The organism is Ferrovibrio sp. GW821-FHT12F09 (assembly GCF_058806775.1).
Genome location: NZ_JBXAPZ010000001.1, coordinates 391,087 through 409,961 on the forward strand (window position 1 = coordinate 391,087; position 18,875 = coordinate 409,961).

18 protein-coding genes are annotated in these 18,875 nt (G+C 64.8%); 6 read left to right on the top strand and 12 right to left on the bottom strand.

From position 1 onward, the window contains the following. Positions 1-75: 75 nt before the first annotated feature. The 6 genes from AC1ROB_RS02030 to AC1ROB_RS02055 are packed head-to-tail and all read right to left on the bottom strand — an operon-like array spanning position 76 to position 7,415. Positions 76-1,218 carry an acyl-CoA dehydrogenase family protein gene (locus tag AC1ROB_RS02030; protein ID WP_492972425.1) on the bottom strand — a complete coding sequence of 381 codons (1,143 nt, stop codon included), beginning with the start codon at positions 1,216-1,218 and terminating at the stop codon, positions 76-78. Positions 1,219-1,220: 2 nt separating this feature from the next. Next, on the bottom strand, positions 1,221-1,784 hold the full coding sequence (locus AC1ROB_RS02035) for a GNAT family N-acetyltransferase (protein WP_492972424.1): 564 nt from the start codon (positions 1,782-1,784) through the stop codon (positions 1,221-1,223). 4 nt (positions 1,785-1,788) lie between these two features. After that, positions 1,789-3,747 (bottom strand): acetyl/propionyl/methylcrotonyl-CoA carboxylase subunit alpha, encoded by a 1,959-nt coding sequence (locus tag AC1ROB_RS02040; RefSeq protein ID WP_492972423.1) that lies wholly within the window; start codon positions 3,745-3,747, stop codon positions 1,789-1,791. Next, the gene (locus AC1ROB_RS02045) at positions 3,748-4,908 is read right to left on the bottom strand and encodes an acyl-CoA dehydrogenase family protein (RefSeq protein ID WP_492972422.1); all 1,161 of its coding nucleotides are present in this window, start codon (positions 4,906-4,908) and stop codon (positions 3,748-3,750) included. Between the two features lie 13 nt (positions 4,909-4,921). Further along, the gene (locus AC1ROB_RS02050; protein ID WP_492972421.1) at positions 4,922-6,541 is read right to left on the bottom strand and encodes an acyl-CoA carboxylase subunit beta; all 1,620 of its coding nucleotides are present in this window, start codon (positions 6,539-6,541) and stop codon (positions 4,922-4,924) included. Between the two features lies 1 nt (position 6,542). Beyond that, positions 6,543-7,415, bottom strand: coding sequence for an SDR family oxidoreductase (locus AC1ROB_RS02055; protein WP_492972420.1), 873 nt, complete (start codon positions 7,413-7,415; stop codon positions 6,543-6,545). A 185-nt stretch (positions 7,416-7,600) separates the two neighbouring features. Between AC1ROB_RS02055 and AC1ROB_RS02060 the strand changes: the two genes are divergently transcribed. Further along, positions 7,601-7,891, top strand: a complete 291-nt coding sequence (locus tag AC1ROB_RS02060) for an SCP2 sterol-binding domain-containing protein (protein ID WP_492972419.1) — start codon at positions 7,601-7,603, stop codon at positions 7,889-7,891. Positions 7,892-8,000: 109 nt separating this feature from the next. Here the strand turns inward: AC1ROB_RS02060 and AC1ROB_RS02065 are convergent, their stop codons facing one another. Then, positions 8,001-8,798, bottom strand: coding sequence for an FTR1 family protein (locus tag AC1ROB_RS02065; RefSeq protein ID WP_492972418.1), 798 nt, complete (start codon positions 8,796-8,798; stop codon positions 8,001-8,003). A gap of 260 nt (positions 8,799-9,058) precedes the next feature. Between AC1ROB_RS02065 and fabI the strand changes: the two genes are divergently transcribed. The 5 genes from fabI (at position 9,059) to AC1ROB_RS02090 (ending at position 13,840) form a co-directional block, all read left to right on the top strand. Beyond that, entirely contained in the window at positions 9,059-9,898 is an 840-nt protein-coding gene (gene fabI, locus AC1ROB_RS02070) for an enoyl-ACP reductase FabI (RefSeq protein WP_492972417.1), read from the top strand. Positions 9,899-9,924: 26 nt separating this feature from the next. Further along, positions 9,925-11,034, top strand: coding sequence for a chorismate synthase (gene aroC / locus AC1ROB_RS02075; RefSeq protein ID WP_492972416.1), 1,110 nt, complete (start codon positions 9,925-9,927; stop codon positions 11,032-11,034). A 26-nt stretch (positions 11,035-11,060) separates the two neighbouring features. Next, on the top strand, positions 11,061-11,678 hold the full coding sequence (locus AC1ROB_RS02080; protein ID WP_492972415.1) for a peroxidase-related enzyme: 618 nt from the start codon (positions 11,061-11,063) through the stop codon (positions 11,676-11,678). Positions 11,679-11,807: 129 nt separating this feature from the next. After that, on the top strand, positions 11,808-12,554 hold the full coding sequence (locus tag AC1ROB_RS02085) for a phosphatase PAP2 family protein (RefSeq protein WP_492972414.1): 747 nt from the start codon (positions 11,808-11,810) through the stop codon (positions 12,552-12,554). A gap of 50 nt (positions 12,555-12,604) precedes the next feature. Beyond that, positions 12,605-13,840, top strand: a complete 1,236-nt coding sequence (locus AC1ROB_RS02090; protein WP_492972413.1) for an EAL domain-containing response regulator — start codon at positions 12,605-12,607, stop codon at positions 13,838-13,840. Between the two features lie 499 nt (positions 13,841-14,339). Here the strand turns inward: AC1ROB_RS02090 and AC1ROB_RS02095 are convergent, their stop codons facing one another. The 5 genes from AC1ROB_RS02095 to AC1ROB_RS02115 all read right to left on the bottom strand — a co-directional run bounded on the left by AC1ROB_RS02095 (position 14,340) and on the right by AC1ROB_RS02115 (position 18,620). Continuing rightward, on the bottom strand, positions 14,340-15,671 hold the full coding sequence (locus tag AC1ROB_RS02095; RefSeq protein ID WP_492972412.1) for a hemolysin family protein: 1,332 nt from the start codon (positions 15,669-15,671) through the stop codon (positions 14,340-14,342). 199 nt (positions 15,672-15,870) lie between these two features. Next, positions 15,871-16,209, bottom strand: a complete 339-nt coding sequence (locus AC1ROB_RS02100; protein ID WP_492972411.1) for a hypothetical protein — start codon at positions 16,207-16,209, stop codon at positions 15,871-15,873. Between the two features lie 197 nt (positions 16,210-16,406). Beyond that, on the bottom strand, positions 16,407-17,498 hold the full coding sequence (locus AC1ROB_RS02105) for a metal-dependent hydrolase (protein ID WP_492972410.1): 1,092 nt from the start codon (positions 17,496-17,498) through the stop codon (positions 16,407-16,409). 63 nt (positions 17,499-17,561) lie between these two features. Continuing rightward, entirely contained in the window at positions 17,562-17,858 is a 297-nt protein-coding gene (locus AC1ROB_RS02110; RefSeq protein WP_492972409.1) for a hypothetical protein, read from the bottom strand. Between the two features lie 156 nt (positions 17,859-18,014). Then, positions 18,015-18,620: a DUF938 domain-containing protein gene (locus tag AC1ROB_RS02115; RefSeq protein ID WP_492972408.1), complete on the bottom strand. Its 606-nt coding sequence runs from the start codon at positions 18,618-18,620 to the stop codon at positions 18,015-18,017. Positions 18,621-18,875: the final 255 nt, after the last annotated feature.

The following is an 18,875-nucleotide window of genomic DNA, read 5'->3' on the forward strand; positions in this document are numbered from 1 at the left end:
ACGCTCCGTGGCGGGATCAATCCGCTTCTAGTCCTGCATTCCACGGAAATCCAGCGCAGAATTGTCGGGCGACAATCACCAGCCCAGTTGCCGGCTCGCCAGGTCCTTCATGATTTCCTCGGTGCCGCCGCCGATGGCGTTCACTTTGACTTCTCTATAGATGCGCTCGGACTTGGCGCCGCGCATGAAGCCGGCGCCGCCGAGGATCTGCACGGCTTCCGAGGCGCAGAAGGCCATGGTCTGGGTCGCCTGGTTCTTCAGCATGCACAATTCGGCAATCGGGCTTTCGCCCTGGTCGAGCGCCCAGGCCACGCGCTCGAGGAACGCCTGGCTTGCCTCGATCCGCTGCGCCATGTCGACCAGCTTGTGCCGCAGCACCTGATGGCCGATCAGGCGTTTGCCGAAGGCCTCGCGCTGGCGCGCATAGTCCAGCGCCTCGTCGTAAGCCGTGCGAGCGAAGCCGATGGCGCTGGCCGAAAGTCCCAGCCGCTCGTCGTTGAAATTCAGCATGATTCCGCGGAAGCCTTGGTTCTCCGCGCCGATAAGGTTCTCGACCGACACGCGGCAGTCGTCAAAATGCAGCGTCGCGGTATCCGAGGCCCACCAGCCCATCTTTTTCAGCGGCGTGCGGCTGAATCCCGGTGTGTCGCGCTCGATCAGCAGCAGCGAGATGCCGCCCATGCCGGCCTCGCCGGTACGCACCGCCACGGTGTAGAAATCGGCACGCATGCCGGAGGTGATGAAGGTTTTCTCGCCGCGCACCACGTAATGGTCGCCGTCTTTCTTTGCCGTGGTCTTCAGGTTGGCGACATCAGAGCCCCCCGAAGGCTCGGTGATCGCCAGCGCCGAAATCTTCTCGCCGGCCAGCACCGCCGGCAGCACCCGGCGCTTGAGATGCTCCGACCCGAGTTTGGCAATCGGCGGGGCGCCGATGGTATGGCTCATCAGCGACGCCGCCACGCCGCCCGAGCCGGCGCGCGCCAGCTCCTGGCCGAGGATCACCGCGTAAAAACGGTCAGCGGTGATGCCGCCATACTCTTCGGGGAAATTAAGCTGCAGCATGCCGACGCCGGCGGCTTTTTTATAGAGCGCGCGCGGAAATTCCCCGGCCTCGTCCCACTGATCGACGAAAGGCGCGATCTCCTTCGTCACGAAACGGCGGAGCTGGTCGCGGAAGGCCTCATGATCGGCCGTGTAATAGGGCGAGGCCATCAGCATGGTCAGCGCCCGCCGCCATTATCCGCAGGAGAGGCCGAGGGCGGCCGCAGACGCGCCATGAGCACGATATCGTCGTAATGGCCGTCCAGCTTGCGGGCCCGGGTCTTCACGCCTTCGGTGGTGAAGCCGAACTTGCGATACAGCCCGATGGCGCCGGTGTTGGAGGCATAGACCTGCAGCTCGATCCGTTCGAGGCCGACGCGGCCCGACCAGTCGAAACAGGCCTGCATCATCTGGGTACCCAGGCCCTTGCCGCGATACTGCTCGACCAGGCCCATGCCGAGGATGCCGACATGGCCGAAACCAGGCCGGTTCGGATTGTCAGGCGCCACATGGATGTTGCACCAGCCGACCACGGTATCGATGGGATCGACCGCCACCACGAAGGGCAGCTGCCGCTGCAACATGGCCTTGATGTAGAAACGCGCCTCGTGTTCCGACGGCGCCTCTGTGAAGGCGATGAACAGGCGTTCGCGCGCCACCTGATCGAGGCAGGCGCGATAAGACGGGGCATCATCCTCGCAGAGAGGGCGCACCCGTGCCGGCAGGACATCCATCTTGCTCATCGAGCTAATCCGCGGCCGTCAGCGCGGCCAGCAACTGCCGTGTCGCCACCTGGTCGCCCACCTTGACCGGCAGGCGCTCTACCAGGCCGTCGATGCGGGCCACCATTTCATGCTGCATTTTCATGGCTTCCATGATCACCAGACGCTGGCCGCGCGCAACCCTCTCGCCCTCGACCGCCAGCACGGCCACGATCTTGCCGTTCATCGGCGCCCGCAGCTCACGTTCGGCTGCCGCCTCGTTTCCGGCCGGCGGCACCCAGGTCAGGTCACGGCAGGCCAGCGATGCCGCATCGCAACACAGGTGCAGATCATCGCCGGCAAAAGCGAAGGCAATACTGCGCTCTATGCCTTCGGCGCCAATACGGATCGTCCCCGACTCTCGTTGCGTAATCGTGCAGGCGACGCCGTCCACACGATACCGCTCCGGCCCCGCCACACCGACGCTGAGCCTGCGCCTGCTCTCGCCCCAGCCAAGCAGCACCGGCCAGTCAAAGGCGCCGGTGGAGGACCAGGCCTTTGCCGGATCATGACCGTTGGCAGCGGCCGAGCGCTCGAACCACAGCAGGGCGGCTGCACGCAACAGCGTTTCATCGGGCTGTGGCGCGGCGATGGTTGCAAAATGTTGCGGAATGAACCGCGTGGTCGCTGCGCCGGCAGCAAAGACCGGATGCGCCAGCAGGTCGATCAGGAAGGCCCGGTTGGTCTCCAGTCCCAGCACCACCGTATGGTCCAGCGCCGCGATCAGACGGCGACGGGCCTCCTCGCGGCTGTCGCCATGGGCGATCACCTTGGCGATCATCGGATCGTAAAACGGCGTGATCGCCTGGCCATCGCCATGCAGGCCATGGTCGGTGCGCAGGCCCTCGCCTTCCGGTGGCTGCCAGCGCAGCAACTGCCCAGCCTGCGGCAGGAAGCCGGCATGGGGCGCCTCGGCATAAAGCCTCACCTCGATGGCATGGCCGTTGAATGTCACGTCTGCCTGTGTCAGCGGCAGCGGCCGGCCGGCCGCGACCTGAATCTGCAAGGCGACAAGATCGAGTCCCGTCACCATCTCGGTGACCGGATGCTCGACCTGCAGCCGCGTGTTCATTTCCAGGAAGTAGAAGCTCTGGCCGTCGGCATCGAGCAGGAATTCCACCGTGCCGGCGCCGACATAGCCAATCGCCTTCGCTGCCGCCACCGCAGCGGCGCCCATCTTTTCCCTCAGGGCCGCATCCACGGCCGGCGAGGGCGCTTCCTCGATAACTTTCTGATGCCTGCGCTGCACGCTGCAATCGCGCTCGCCCAGATGGATCGTGTTTCCTTTAGTATCGGCAAAGACCTGGATTTCGACATGGCGGCCGTCGACCACGGCTTTTTCCAGGATCAGCTCGCCGGAACCGAAAGCGTTTTCCGCTTCGGCACGCGCGGTGGCAATCGCATGGGGCAGGTCGGCCTTGTCCGTTACCAGACGCATGCCGCGTCCGCCACCGCCGGCCGCTGCTTTCACCATCACCGGCAGGCCGATCTTTGCCGCTTCCGCGACCAGCGCGGCATCGCTTTGATCCGCGCCCTGATAGCCCGGCACGCAGGGGACATTGGCCGCGATCATGCGCTGCTTCGCCGCCGCCTTGTTGCCCATGGCGGCAATGGCTGCGGCTGGCGGCCCGATGAAGACCAGCCCGGCATCGGCGCAGGTTTTGGCGAACTCCGCATTCTCCGACAGGAAGCCATAGCCCGGATGCACGGCCTGCGCACCACTCTGCTTTGCCGCGGCCAGGATCGCATCGATATTGAGATAGCTCTGCTTCGCATCAGAGGAGCCGATGCAGACTGCCGCATCGGCCATCTGCGTGTGCAGCGCACCGGCATCGGCCTCGGAATAGACCGCCACCGTGCGATACCCGAGCGCACGGGCCGAACGGATCACCCGGCAGGCGATCTCGCCGCGATTGGCGATCAGGATGGTGGTGAAAGACGCCACTTACGACTTCTTCTTGCCCGGCAGAATGCCCATGTATTTCGAGATGATCCCCAGCATCACCTCGTCGGCGCCGCCGCCGATGGAGGCCAGCCGGCTGTCGCGATAGGCGCGGCTGATCGGCGTTTCGTTCATGAAGCCCATGCCGCCGAAATACTGCAGGCAGGCATCAGTGATCTCGCGCGCCAGCCGGCCGGCCTTCAGCTTGGCCATCGAGGCCAGCATGGTGACGTCCTCACCCTTGAGCATGAGATCGGCGGCGCGATAGCTGATCGAACGCAGCAGCTCAACCTCGGTGCGCAGCTCGGCCAGGCGGAAATGCACCACTTGGTTGTCGAGGATGGACTGGCCGAAGGCCTTGCGCTGGCGGGTATACTCAATCGTCTCGTCGATATGGCGGTCGAAGGCCAACAGCGAGGAGAAGGCGCACCACAGCCGCTCCTCCTGGAACTGCTGCATCTGGTAGACGAAGCCATGGCCTTCCTGGCCGATCAGATAGCGCTGCGGGATGCGCACGTCATCAAGATAGACCTGCGCGGTATCCGAGCTGCGCATGCCCATCTTGTCGAGCTTGCGGGCGATCGACACGCCCTTGGTCTTCATCGGCAGGCAGAGCAGCGACTTGTTCTGATGGATCGGGCCCTCGCCGGTATTGGCGAGCAGGCACATCCAGTCGGCCTGGGTGCCATTGGTGGTCCACATCTTGCCGCCGTTGATGACGTAATCGCCGCCGTCTTTTCTGGCCGTGGTCTTGATGCCGGCCACATCGGAACCGGCGCCGACTTCCGACACGCCGAGGCAGACCACCTGGTCACCGGCAATCGCCGGCGCGAGAAACTCTTTCCGCAATTCATCCGAGCCGAAGCGGCTGAGCGCCGGCGTACCCATATCGGTCTGCACGCCGATGCCCATCGGCACACCGCCGCAATTCATATGGCCGAGCGCTTCGATCATCACCAGCTGGTAGGAGTAATCGAGGCCGAGGCCGCCATATTCCACCGGCTTGTTGATACCGAGGAATCCGAGATTGCCCATCTTCTTGAACAGCTCATGGGCCGGAAAGGCGCCATCACGCTCCCATTCCTCGACATGGGGATTGACCTCCGCGTCGATGAACTTGATCAGGTTGCGGCGCAGACCTTCATGTTCCTGGGTGAATTCCATGGCTAGATCCTCCTCACATGCGGGCGATGCCGAAGGTATTCGGCTTGGTGACGCGGGCATCCGCGTCACGACAGATATCGAGGCACAGCGCGAGCACGCGACGGCTGTCGCGCGGATCGATCAGGCCGTCGTCCCACAGCCGCGCGGTGGCGAAATAAGCGGTCGATTCCGCTTCCATCTTGGCCACCACCTTGGCTTTCATTTTCTCCAGCGCCGCCATATCGGGCTCGGCCCCGGCGCGGCGGAATTTTTCTTCCGCCACAATGCCCAGCACGCCGGCGGCCTGTTCCGGCCCCATCACGGCGATGCGATTGTTGGGCCAGGCGAAGATGAAGCGCGGATCGTAGGCCCGGCCGCACATGCCGTAATTGCCCGCCCCGAAACTGGCGCCGATATGCAGCGTCAGCTTTGGCACGCGCGCATTGGTCACCGCCTGGATCATCTTTGAGCCGTGCTTGACGATGCCGCCGCGCTCGGCCTCCTTGCCCACCATGTAGCCGGTGGTGTTCTGCAGGAACACGATCGGCATATCGGCCTGGTCGCAGAGCTGGATGAACTGCGCCGCCTTCACGGCGCCTTCGGTATCGATGGGGCCGTTATTGCCGATCAGGCCGATGGCCTCGCCCTCGATGCTGGCTTGGCCGCAGACGGTATGAACGCCGTAGGACGCCTTGAAATCGGTGAAGTCGCTGGCATCGACCAGGCGCGCGATCACCTCACGCACATCATAGGGCTTGCGGTAATCCACCGGCACCACGCCGCAGAGTTCGTCACTGTCGTAGGCCGGCGCCGTCCACGCCTTCTTCCGGAGCTGCGGCCCGCGCTCGTTCCACGGCAGCCTGGCCAAAATCTCGCGCGCGATGCGCAACCCGTCGGCATCGTCCTCGGCCATGAATTCGGCCACGCCGGACACCGTCGTATGCATCTCGGCGCCGCCGAGTTCTTCATCGGTGGCGATCTCGCCGGTGGCGGATTTGAGCAGCGGCGGTCCGGCGAGGAAGATTTTCGCCCGGCCTTTCACCACCACCACATAATCGCTCAGGCCCGGGATATAGGCGCCGCCCGCCGTGCTGGAGCCATGCACCACGGTCACCTGCGGAATGCCGGCCGCCGACAGGCGGGCCTGGTTGGCAAAGCCGCGCCCGCCATCGACGAAAATCTCGGCCTGGTAATTGAGATTGGCGCCGCCGGATTCGACGAGGTTCACCACCGGCAGCTTGTTGCGATAGGCGATCTCCTGGGCGCGCAGGCTTTTGCGCAGGCCCATCGGCGCAATCGTGCCGCCCTTGATGCCGCTGTCAGACGCCGTGATCAGACAGCGGATTCCGGCAATGCTGCCGATGCCGGCAATGAAGCCGCCGCCCATGATATTCTCGGCGCCGTCGTCATCGTGCATCTGGTAGCCGCAGAGCGTCGAGATTTCCAGGAATGGCGCACCGCGATCCAGCAGATGGGCGATGCGGTCGCGCGGCGTGATCTGGCCGCGCTTCTCGAACACCGGCCGGCGCGCGTTGGAGGTGTCGCGCACGCGCTGCTCCAGCGCGCGGAATCCCTCGACCAGCGCCAACATGTCGGCGCGATTCTGTCGGTAGCCTTCCGACGCCGTCTCGATCTGCGACCGGATCAGCGCCATCTCAGCCCTCTTTCAGCACGTCCGGCATCACCGAACGGTGAAAACCGTCGAAGGCCTGCGACTTGCCATGCTTGGGCAACGGATAATGCCGGCGCGCATTGGGCACCGCGCCATCCACGCGGAGCGTCGTGCCGCTGATGAAGCTCGCCGCCGGCGACAGCAGGTAGACGATGGCGGCCGAGACCTCGGCCTCGGTACCTAAGCGCTGCAGCGGCACATGATTGCGCATATCGCGGATCAGCGGCTTCATCCAGTCTGGATAGGTGTCCATGCCACTGGAGGCGATCCAGCCCGGCGCCACCGCATTGACACGTACGCCGCTGACACCCCATTCGCAGGCCGCCGTTTCGGTGAAGTTGACCATGCCGGCGCGCGCCGCGCCGGAATGTCCCATATTGGGCATGCCCATCCACATATCGGCGACGATGTTGACGATGCTGCCGCCATGATCGGCCATCCATTGCGTGTAGCATTCCCGCGCCATCAGGAAGCCGCCGGTGAGGTTGTTGCGCACCACGGCATCCCAGCCCTTCTGCGAGGTCTGGGCCAAGGGGGCGGGAAACTGTCCGCCGGCATTGTTGACCAGGCCATCGATGCGGCCGAACTGCACCAGCGTCGCCTTCACGGTTTCGGCCACGGCTGCTTCCTCGCGGATGTCGCAGCTGAAGCAGGCGACTTCCGCCCCGGGATTGTCGCTGCGCAGCTCGTTGGCCACCGTCTGCAGCTTGTCGATCTTGCGGCCGATCAGCGCCAGCCTGGCGCCAAGCCGGCTGAGCTCATGCGCGGTGCAACGCCCGATGCCCGAGCCGCCACCGGTGACAATGATCACCTGGCCGGCGAACAACGCATCGCGGAAAACCGACTGATACGGCATCGGATGTTTCGCTCCCTGTACGCAGCACTCTGCACATGCTGTCGCGTGTTGTTTTCTTTATGGGAGGAACGCTACTTGACGCTTACGTCAACGTCAATATAGGGTGCGAAAAACCCGCATGGCGCTTGACCTTACGTCAATTCCATTGCGCAGTAGCATCACAGGGAAAACGGGGAGCTTTCACCATGTCGCTCGAACAGATCACCCAGCAGATGGCCCAGCGCGTGAAGCCGGGTGCGCTCGACGCCACCGTGAAATTCGATTTCGGTGATGACGGCATGATCTTCATCGACGGCAATGCCGGCACGGTGAGCAACGAAGATGCCGAAGCCGACTGCACCATCACCATGTCGCTCGACAATTTCGTCGCCCTGGCCGGCGGCGACCTCGATCCCACCACGGCCTTCATGATGGGCAAGCTCAAGGTGAAAGGCAGCATGGGCGTCGCCATGAAGCTGCAGTCGATCCTGGGCTGAACCATACCCCTGCCGTCATGCCACGCTTGCGTGGCATCCATGTCTCTTCATCAATCGAAGTCGTGGATACCACCGCTGCGCGATGGCATGACAGCGGCGTTCGGCCGCCTTACGCCGTCTTGTCCGGGCCGCCCAGCTTGCCCTGGGACGGGCGAGCGAACCAGAACAGCGCCGCGAAGCCGAGAATCAGCAACAGCTGAAGCCCCAGCGCCTGCAGACTGGGATTGACGCCAACCCGCACCATCCAGTCGGGCAGCGCCACCGGGTCGGCGGGCAGCCAGCCGACAATCTGGAATTCATCGATGGCGACGCCGACAAAGCGCAGGCCGAGCACGAAGAGAAACAGCGACGTGATGGCGAATAACGGCCGCAGCGGCAGGCGCAGCGCCAGCCGCGTCATCGCCCAGTAGCAGACAACCAGCGCCAGCAGCGCCGCAACGCTGCCAAAGATCACGGCCGGCAGCGCGCCGATCTCGTCATCGGTGGCGGCATAGAGGAACAGGATCGTCTCGGCGCCCTCGCGGAACACGGCCAGGAAGGCGATCAGGCCCAGCATGAAAGAACTGTCGGCTTCCAGGGCACCGCCCACCTTCTGCTCCAGATGGCGCTGCCAGGCCTGCAGGTTGCGGAACCGCCAGAGCCAGGCGCTGACATGGAACAGCAGCAGGGCAACGCAGAGCATGATGACGGCTTCGGTCAGGTCGTCGATATTGGCGAAAACTTCCTCGAACACCCAGGCGGCCACCAGGCTGGCCAGCAGGGCCAGGCCGCCGCCCCAGACCAGCGCCTTCAGGCGGTGGCTTTCGCCCGCCCGCATCAGGAAGGCGGCCAGCGCGGCGATCACCAGCAGCGCCTCCAGACCCTCGCGGAGCACAATGACAAAGGTCAGGGAGGCGACATGGAGCATGAACGGGCCGGCCGGGTCAGATTTCCCTGTCAGTATAATCGTTAAACGGGCAAAACCCATCCTTTCCGCCCCGGACCCCGCCACGCTGCTGCCGGGCCCCGGAAAATTCTGCCAAGTCATTGTTCGGAAAAGGGTTATCCGCCTTGGCTGGGGCACCCCTTTGGGATACTCTCCCGGCCCAGAATGCGTGCCCGGTTGTCTTTTTGTTGCAGGCAGCCCCGGCCGTCCGACCCGATTAAAGCTGATTTCCGAGGGGATTCATGTCCAATCCGCAACCGCTCATGCAGGGCAAGCGTGGCCTGATCATGGGCGTCGCCAATGATCGTTCGCTGGCCTGGGGCATTGCCAAGGCTTTGCACGAGCATGGCGCCGAACTGGCCTTCACCTATCAGGGCGAGGCGCTGGAAAAACGCGTGAAGCCCCTGGCCGCCACCATCGGCGCCGAACATGTGCTGGAATGCGACGTCACCAATCCCGCCTCGATCGATTCCACCTTCGCCGCGCTGGAGAAGGCCTGGGGCAAGATGGACTTCCTGGTCCATGCCATCGGCTTCTCCGATAAGAACGAGCTGAAGGGTCGCTATATCGACACCAGCTTCGACAATTTCGCGCTGACCATGAATGTCAGCTGCTATAGCTTCACCGCTGTGATGCAGCGCGCCGAAAAGCTGATGACCGATGGCGGCGCGGCGATCACCCTGACCTATTACGGCGCCGAGCGCGTCATGCCGCATTACAATGTGATGGGCGTGGCGAAAGCAGCCCTTGAAGCCAGCGTGCGCTATCTCGCCGCCGATCTCGGCCGCAAGAATATCCGCGTCAACGCCATCTCGGCCGGCCCGATCAAGACCCTGGCCGCCAGCGGCATCGGCGATTTCCGCGCCATCCTGCGGTGGAACGAACTGAACGCGCCGTTGCGCCGCAATGTCACCATCGAGCAGGTCGGTGGCGCCGGCCTGTATCTGCTGAGCGATCTCGGTGCCGGCGTGACGGGCGAGACCCATCATGTCGACAGCGGCTATCACAGCGTCGGCATGGTGGCGGTGGATCAGGCGCCGCAGGTCGCCGAACTGCTGCTGTCGCTCAAGAAGGGCGAGTAAGCAGGCGCCCATGTGGGATAGCAGTCATGTCCGATAACAGTTTCGGCCGGCTGTTCCGCGTCACCACCTGGGGCGAAAGCCATGGCCCGGCCCTGGGCTGCGTCATCGACGGTGCGCCGCCGCGCATCAGCCTGACCGAAGCCGATATCCAGGACTGGATGGACAAGCGCAAACCCGGCACATCGCGGTTTGTGACCCAGCGCCGCGAACCGGATGCTGTGAAGATTCTGTCTGGCACCTTTGAAGGCCAGACCACCGGCACGCCGATCATGCTGTTCATCGACAATGTCGATCAGCGCAGCAAAGACTACGGCGAGATCATGGACAAATTCCGTCCCGGTCATGCCGACTATACCTACTGGAGCAAATACGGCATCCGCGACTATCGCGGCGGCGGGCGCAGCTCGGCGCGTGAGACCGCGGCCCGCGTCGCCGCCGGCGCCGTGGCGCGCCAGGTGCTGAAGACTCTCATCGGCCCGCAGATGCAGATCCGCGGCGCGCTGGTGCAGATCGGCGAGAAGAAGATCGACGGCTCCACCTGGAGCTGGGACAGCGTGACGCAGAATCCCTTCTGGTGCCCCGACCCGAAAATGGCGCTGGAATGGGAAGATTATCTGGATGAGATCCGCAAGGCGGGCTCGTCGGTTGGCGCCGTGGTCGAACTGCGCGCCAGCGGCATTCCGGCAGGATTGGGCGAGCCGATCTACGGCAAGCTGGATGCCGATCTGGCGGCTGGGATGATGAGCATCAACGCCGTGAAGGGCGTGGAGATCGGCGCGGGGTTTGCCGCCGCCGCGCTTTCGGGCGAGGCCAATGCCGACGAGATGCGGCTCAAGGATGGCAAGGCCGAGTTCCAGTCGAACCAGGCGGGCGGCATCCTCGGCGGCATTTCCACCGGCCAGGAGATTGTCGTGCGCTTCGCCGTGAAGCCGACCTCATCGATCCTCTCGCCCCGCGCCACCGTCGACCGTTTCGGCACTGAAACCGAAATCACCACCAAGGGCCGCCATGATCCTTGCGTCGGCATCCGTGCCGTGCCGGTGGGCGAAGCCATGCTGGCGCTGGTGCTGGCCGACCATCTGCTGCGCCATCGCGGTCAGGTCGGGGGCTTTAAAGACGGCTTCGATAAGCGCTAAGCTTTCCTCCCGTCCAGGAGGAAGACATGGCCAAAGCCAAACCCGCGAAGAAGCCCGCCCCGAAAGCTGTCAGGGCAACCAGGCCGCATGCGCTGAAGATTCCGGTGCCGGCGCGCAACACGCTCGATCCGGCGACCCAGGCCTATTTCGCCAAATGCGATGAGAAGATCGGCTTCGTGCCGAACGTGCTGCTGAGCTACAGCTTCGACGCCAAGAAGCTGCGCGGCTTCACCGAGATGTACAACGAGCTGATGCTCGGCGAGTCGGGGCTCAGCAAACTTGAGCGCGAGATGATCGCCGTGGTGGTCAGCAGCATCAATCACTGCTTCTACTGCCTCACTGCCCATGGCGCCGCCGTGCGCCAGATTTCCGGCGATCCGAAACTGGGCGAACTGATGGTGATGAATTATCGCGCCGCCGATCTGAAGCCGAAGATTCGCGCCGCACTGGACTTCGCCGCCAAGCTGACCGAGACCCCGGCCAAGATCGTGGAAGCCGACCGCGAGGCCCTGCGTAAAGCGGGCTGGAGCGACAAGGACATCTGGGACATCGCGGCGACAGTGAGCTTCTTCAACATGAGCAACCGCATGGCCGCCGCCATCGAGATGGCACCGAATGACGAATATCACGGCGCGTTTCGGTAAGGCGGCCTGTCAATCGTATGAACCGTCACCCTCGGATTTATTCCGAGGGTCTATCTGCACGTCCAGCGCTGCCAATGGATGGGATGGATCCTCGGGACAAGCCCGAGGATGACGCGTTAGTGTAACGCCATGCTTCGCTTCATCCGCTTCCTCGCCGACCTGATCCGCCGCACCGAACTGCCGCTGCTGCTCGGCTTCGGCTTTGTCACGGCCATGGTCTGGGGCTTCGTTGCCCTGGCCGACGAGATGATCGAAGGCGACACCAGCGACCTCGACCGCAGGCTGCTGCTCGCCTTGCGCAATCCGTCCGACCTCTCCGATCCGCTTGGGCCACCCTGGTTCGAGGAGATGGTGCGCGACATCACCGCCTTTGGCAGCACCGGGCCGCTGGCCTTCATCGCACTGGCAGCCCTGGGCTGGCTGCTGCTGCTGCGCAAATACCGCACAGTGCTGCTGGTGCTGCTGGCGCTGGGTGGCGGCCAGCTGCTGTCACGACTGCTGAAATTCGGCTTCGACCGGCCGCGACCCGACCTGGTGCCCCATGGCATGAGCGTCTACACCGAGAGCTTCCCCTCGGGCCATGCCATGATGGCGGCGGTCACCTACCTGACGCTTGCCGCCCTGCTGGCCCGCAGCGCGCAGAACCACCGGCTCAAGCTGTTCCTGCTGATCCTGGCCATCCTGCTCACCATGCTGGTGGGAGCGAGCCGCGTCTATCTCGGCGTGCACTGGCCGAGCGACGTGCTGGGCGGCTGGATCGCCGGCAGCGCCTGGGCGGCGCTGTGCTGGTTGCTGGCGCTTGCCCTGCAGCGGCGCGGCAATATCGAGCCGCCCTCGGCGGCGGCACCCGATGGCGCCGGCGACAAGCCGGCTTGACCTGACCCGGGCGGAAAGCCGACAGTAGCGGCAACCCCGCCGAGGCCCGCTTGTCCGCCCCGACCGAACCGCCGGATTCAAAAGCCCCCGATTTCAGCCGCCTGCGCGTGCTGGTGGTCGATGACGTCAAGCTGATGCGCGACATGGCGTCGGCCATGCTGCGCGCCAGCGGCGTCGAAATGATCCGCACCGGCGACGATGGCGCCGGCGCGCTGGCCGCACTGGACGACATGCTGCAGGCCGGCCATCACTGCGACCTGATGCTGCTCGATCTCAACATGCCGGTGATGGATGGCATCGAGGTGCTGCGCCATCTGGCCGACCGCAATTTCGCCGGCCAGATCGCGCTGTTCAGCGGCGAGGCCCGCAGCGTGCTGCGCACGGCGGAAGCCCTGGCGCGCGCCCATCGGCTCAATATTCTCGGCGTGCTGGAAAAACCGCTGACGCGTGCCGCCGTCGCCGCCCTGCTGGGCCGCATGCGCGAAGGCGATGCGCGCATTCCCGGCCGCATCGATGCGCCGGTCAGCGAGGCCGAGCTGCTCGACGCCATCCGCATGGGCCAGATCGAGATCGCCGTGCAGCCCAAGGTGCAGATGACGACGCGCCAGCCGATCGGCGTGGAGGCGCTGGCGCGCTGGCGTCACCCCCAGCGCGGCATGATCGGGCCGGGCCAGTTCATTCCGCTGGCCGAGAACGGCGCCGCCGCCGAACCGCTGTTCGACACTATCCTCGCCCAGGCGCTGCAGGCCGCGGCGCGCTGGCGTGCCGGCGGTCTGCAGCTGCAGATGGCTGTCAATCTGTCGACCGCCAACCTCACGCGCCTCGACCTGCCGCAGCGCATTGCGGCCGCCGTGAACGAGCATGGCCTGAAGGCCGCCGACATCATGCTGGAAGTCACCGAAAGCCGCCTGATCGAGGATCAGACGGCGGCGCTTGAAGTGCTCACCCGCCTGCGGCTGAAAGGCTTCAACCTGGCGATCGACGATTTCGGCACCGGCTATTCCTCGATGGAACAGCTGCAGCGCTTTCCCTTCGAGGAAATGAAGATCGACCGCCAGTTCATCGGCCTCGCGGCCGAGGATGCGGCGGCGCGCGCCATCGTCTCCTCCAGTGTCCGCCTCGCCAAAAGGCTGGGCATGGTCACCGTGGCCGAGGGCATCGAAAGCCAGGCCGACTGGGACTGCGCCGCCCAGGAGGACTGCGATATCGCGCAAGGATATTTCATTTCCCTGCCGATGCTGCCCGAAGCCCTGCCGAAATGGATCGCCGGCTGGCTCAGCCGCTAGGCGACACGATCCCGGCCGAACCGCCCGCTTCTGCCCGATTCGGCAGCTGTGTATTTTTGCTCAAAAAGACGGCTGCCTGTGTTCCGGGCGCAACAGTCTGAATTTATTCGCGTCTGCACAAAAGTATGCGTGCTAATAATCTGTCGCATGCGGACGGTTTTTGACTCACAAAATTGCACAAGTCATTGAAATTAAAGGTGCGACATTCTGTGCTGTATTTTCCTCTTGCAGTGCACCTGCTTCCGCGATACATATTGCAACGCAACAAGCTTCCGGTTTGTTGCATGCCCTTCTCGGGCGTTTCCTCCCTAGACTTGGGCCGCATTTCGATGCGGCCCCTTTTTTTGCCCAAACCGGTTCACGGTTTTACGGGACGGTTATCGCGGCCGCCGCGACGCACAGGCTTTGCGCAGCCGGCTTTTGCGGCATATCCATCCGTCAACGGATGGTAACGCGTCCTGACAATTATTGTTCCGCAGAGCCGCTTGCTTAGAACGACTTAAGAGTCGTGCGCGGCCGGCGGCGGCGGCACCGCCAGCACCTTGTCGATGCGGCGGCCGTCCATGTCCATCACCTCGAAGCGCCAGCCCTGCCAGTCGACGATGTCGCCGGCCTCGGGCAGGCGGCCGAAGCGCGCCAGCAGGAAGCCCGCCACCGTGTGATGGTCGTCTTCCTCGGGCAGATGCAGGTTCAGCCGCTCCGCCATCTCCTCGCGCGGCAGCAGGCCATCAAGCAGCCAGGAGCCATCGGCGCGCTGCATCACGCCCGGCGCCACCTCGCCATCGCCGAGCGCGAAATTGCCGGCGATGTTTTCCAGAATGTCGTTGGCGGTGACCACGCCTTCGAGGCTGCCGAATTCATCGACCACGAAAGCCATGCCGCTCGGCGACTTCTGCAACAGCGACAGCGCATCGAGCAAATCGGCGCTTTCATGCAGTGCCTGCACCGGGCGCACCAGCGAATTGATGCTGCGCTTCAGCAGGCCATCGCGGCCTTCATCGAGCAGGATGTTCAGCACATCCTTGACACTGACGCTGCCGAGCGGTTCGTCGATCGAGCCGCGCGCCGCCGGCAGCAAAAGATGCGTGGTTTCACGCAGACGCAGCAGCAGTTCCTCATGCGGCGCCGAAAGATCGAGCCAGTCGAGATCGTGGCGCGGCGTCATCACGCTGCGCACCGTGCGGTCGCCCAGCTTCATCACGGCGGCAATCATCAGGCGTTCGGCCGGCTCCACCGTGCCGGCGGATTCGGCTTCGGCGACCAGATGCTTGATCTCTTCTTCGGTTACCGCATCGGTATCGCTGCGGCCGCCGCCGATCAGGCGCAGCAGCAGTTGCGAGGAGACATCGAGCAGCGACACCACCGGCCGGAAGATCGCAGCGATCACGCTAAGCAGCGGCGCCACGGCGGCGGCGATGATTTCAGGATTCTTCAGCGCCAGCTGTTTCGGCACCAGTTCGCCGATGATCAGCGACAGATAGGTGACAGCGCCGACCACCAAACCGAAGGAGACCGGCTCGGTGATGGCGCGTTCGAGCGCGAAATTCTCGCTCAGCCACAGGGTCAGGCGCTCGGCCAGCGTGGCACCCGAATAGGCGCCGGCGAAGATGCCGACCAGCGTGATGCCGATCTGCACGGCGGAAAGGAAGCGGCCAGGCTCGGCCGCCAGCTTCAGGGCGATGCGGGCGCCGGCGCTGCCGCGCTTCTTCTTGCGCGCCATGGCCTCCAGCCGCGCCCGCCGCGCCGAGACCACGGCCAGCTCCGACATGGCGAGCAGGCCGTTCACCAGGATCAAGACGGCGATCAGCAGCAGTTCAAGCGCAAGCGACATGACTGCCCTGCGCTCGGGTATATGGGAATGTTATGGAAGCGGCGACGGCAGGAAACGGGCTGCGGCCGGCTTGGGGCGTGACGCCCACGCTAGGTCGGTCTGGCATAGCGGCCGCAATATAGGGGAAGCCGACCGGCGGGGCTAGGCCCCGGCCGGGCCGAAGCCGGCGGCCTGGTGCGGCCCGCCGGCTCTCCGTTTGTCAGTGTTTGGTGACAGCGCGGGGTTTGGTGACGGCGCGGGGTTTGCGCACGCGCTTGGGCGCCGGCGGTTTCGGCGGCTTGCCGATCGCCAGCAGGGCGGCGCGTTGCTTTTCCGCATCCGCCTCGGCCTCGCGCCGGGCCTCCGTGGGTTCGCCGTCCAGGTCCTGGGCGGCCTCGCGGGCCAGACGCATGGCGCGCAGCCGCTCGACCTTCTCGGCCGTGGCCTTGGCAAGCTTCTCCTGCTCGCGGCGCACCACTTCGGCCTCGCGCTCGCGCTCGCTGGTTTTCTGGAAACGCTGTTCGGCGCGCAGACGCGCCGCTTCGGATGACGTGCTCATGGAAACTCCATGCATGATCCGCCTGCGTCAGAATTGCATCGGTATGCATCTGCGACAGAGGCGGCGATGGGAAGGATCGGCCGGAAAACGGGCGCGGAAAAACCTAACGGTCCGGGACCGGCGAAGTTCCGCACTGCGCTTATGCACTGGGCTGCGGAACGGTGCTGGTGTTTATATGGGGCGTGGCGCCCCGCTATTCAAGGCAGCGTTTCGCCACCCTTTAGGCCCTGCCACATCTGTCGCAGCGCGGCGCCGGAATAGGCTGGTCGCTCGGAAAAGCGGTCCGGCGCGCCCAGCACGCGGTTCTGCGCGTCGACGCGAAAGCGCAGGCCCCAGAAGCCGAGCGCGCTGTCGCCCGGCATGCCATAGCGATAGTCGCGCGCCTCCACGATCAGGCCGCCGATATTATCGGCGGCGGCATCGGGCTTCTGCATCCAGTGCAGACGGTCATCGGCGAACCAGCGGAACACTGCGCCGTCATGCGTCGCCTGAACCGCGGCGATGGCATCGCTACGATCCGCGCGCGGCACGCGCCGCCAGACGATGGGCGCCTCGGCAAAGGGCGAAGCGAAACCGATCAGGATCTCGTCGGGCGTATCGGCCACGATGCGCCGCCACCAGGGCTGGAAGATCACCGGATAGGCGTTGATGCGCGCCGACACGGCCGCTGTATTGCCCGTCGCCTGCAGCTCGCCGCGGGCGCGGCTTTCCATATGCAGGCCGATGCCCCAGGCCATCGTCGTGTAGAGGAAGATGTAGACCAGCGCGACCTGCGCGGCGCGCTGGGCCACGGCATCGAAGCGCCGGCTGACGAGGGCGACGAAAAAAACGGCGAGCAGTGGCAGCGTATAGACCGGATCGATGATCGGCATCGCATCGATGGCGAAGCGCACACGACTGAACGGCGCCAGAAGCTGCGTGCCGTAAGACGTGAACAGGTCGATCAGCGGATGGGTCACGGCACAGAGCGCGCCCAGCCACATCCAGTCGCTGCGGCGCCTGCGATCCCCGGGAGCATCCACCGGCTTGCGGCGCAGGCGTTCGGCCTTCCAGATCAGCCAGCCGGCGGCGGCGCCATAGACCAGCGTGGCCGGAAAAGAATGCGTGACGGCGCGATGATCGAGCCAGACATCGGTGACATGCGCATCGCCGAACAGGCTGCTGAGCACATCGAGATCGGGCAGCGTGCCGATCAGGCCGCCGGCGGCGACCGCACGGCGACCGAGACTTTTGCGGAAACCGGCTGCCGCCACGACGCCGCCGAACAGCAGTTGGGTGACACTATCCATGGCGCGGCAGCATGACGGGACGGCCGGTGCACTGGCAAGAGCCGGCCGTCAGCCTGGAACCTCTCAGAGGTCGGCGACCTCATCGGCCTGCACAGCCGCCTTGGTCTTGGCCTTGTGCGAGCGCTTGGGGGCCGGCGGATTGGCGGCGCGTTCCGCCAGACGTACGGCGGCCGCCGCGGTCTCCTGGGCCTCGCGCGCCAGCCGCATCTCGCGCAGACGCGAAATCTTCACATCGGTGGCGTTGCGCAGGTCCTGCTGCATTTTTTCGGTTTCCGCCACCAGCTGCTCGCGCTGACGCGTTTTCTCCTGCCGCGCCGCCGCTCGCAGGCGCGCCTCGTCCGACGAAAGCCGTGTTGTCACTGGAAACTCCTGTCCGGTCGGCGGCAAGGTGCCGCGCGGTGCCGCTTTATCTGCAGCATACAGCAATTCCCCAGCAAAAGGGGCTTTATTTGCCGCTGCCGCGGTTCGAATCCATCGTTTTGCCGGGCATTTCTTGCGCAGTCTTGCGCCGGATGGTCAGGGTCCGCGGAACAGGGCCACCAGATTGTTGGCCGGCATGTCGATCGCGCGCTCCAGCCGCAGCCCATGCCGGGCCGCCAGCGGCTGAACCTCGCTGTCCAGACAGCGCACGCCCCAGCGCGGATCGCGCGCTTTCAGGTCATCGTCGAAGGCGGCATTCGACGGCGCGGTATGCTCGCCGTTGCGACGGAACGGGCCGTACAGCATCAGCGGCGCCCGGGCCGTCAGAATGCGCGCCGCGCCATCGAACAGTGCTTCGGCCGCCGTCCAGGGCGCGATATGGATCATGTTGCAGCACAGGATCGCATCGCAGGCCGGCAACGGCCAGGGCATCGCCGTCACATCCAGATGCAGCGCCGGGCGAATATTGGCCGCCTTGCTGTCGGCGGCATGGGCATCGATGCCGGCCAGCGCCGCGGCATCGAAATCGCTCGGCTGCCAGAGCAGCGGCGCCAGTTGCGGCGCCATGAAGGCGGCATGTTCGCCAGTGCCGCTGGCGATCTCGAGCAGCAGGCCGCGCTCTGGCGCGACCGTCTTCAGCACCGCGAGAATGGCCTCGCGGTTGCGCAGGGTGGCGGGCGCATGGCGGCGCGGATCGGTCATGGCGGGCAATCTATGGCCCAGGGGGCAGAAAGAAAACGCGTAGCCGTCGTCACAGGCGATGCAGCGTCATCATCGCCGCAGTTGACGACCCTGCCCGGCTGCGCTTTAATCAGCGTCATGATCACCAGCACCCACCAGTATTATTGGTTTACGACCTCCCATAAGGGCGGCGCGCTGGTTATTGTCTGAACCACTGCAGCCGCCAGGTCGGCGGCTTGCGTGTTTCATCAGGGTCTCCGGCCTTTCGGCCATATC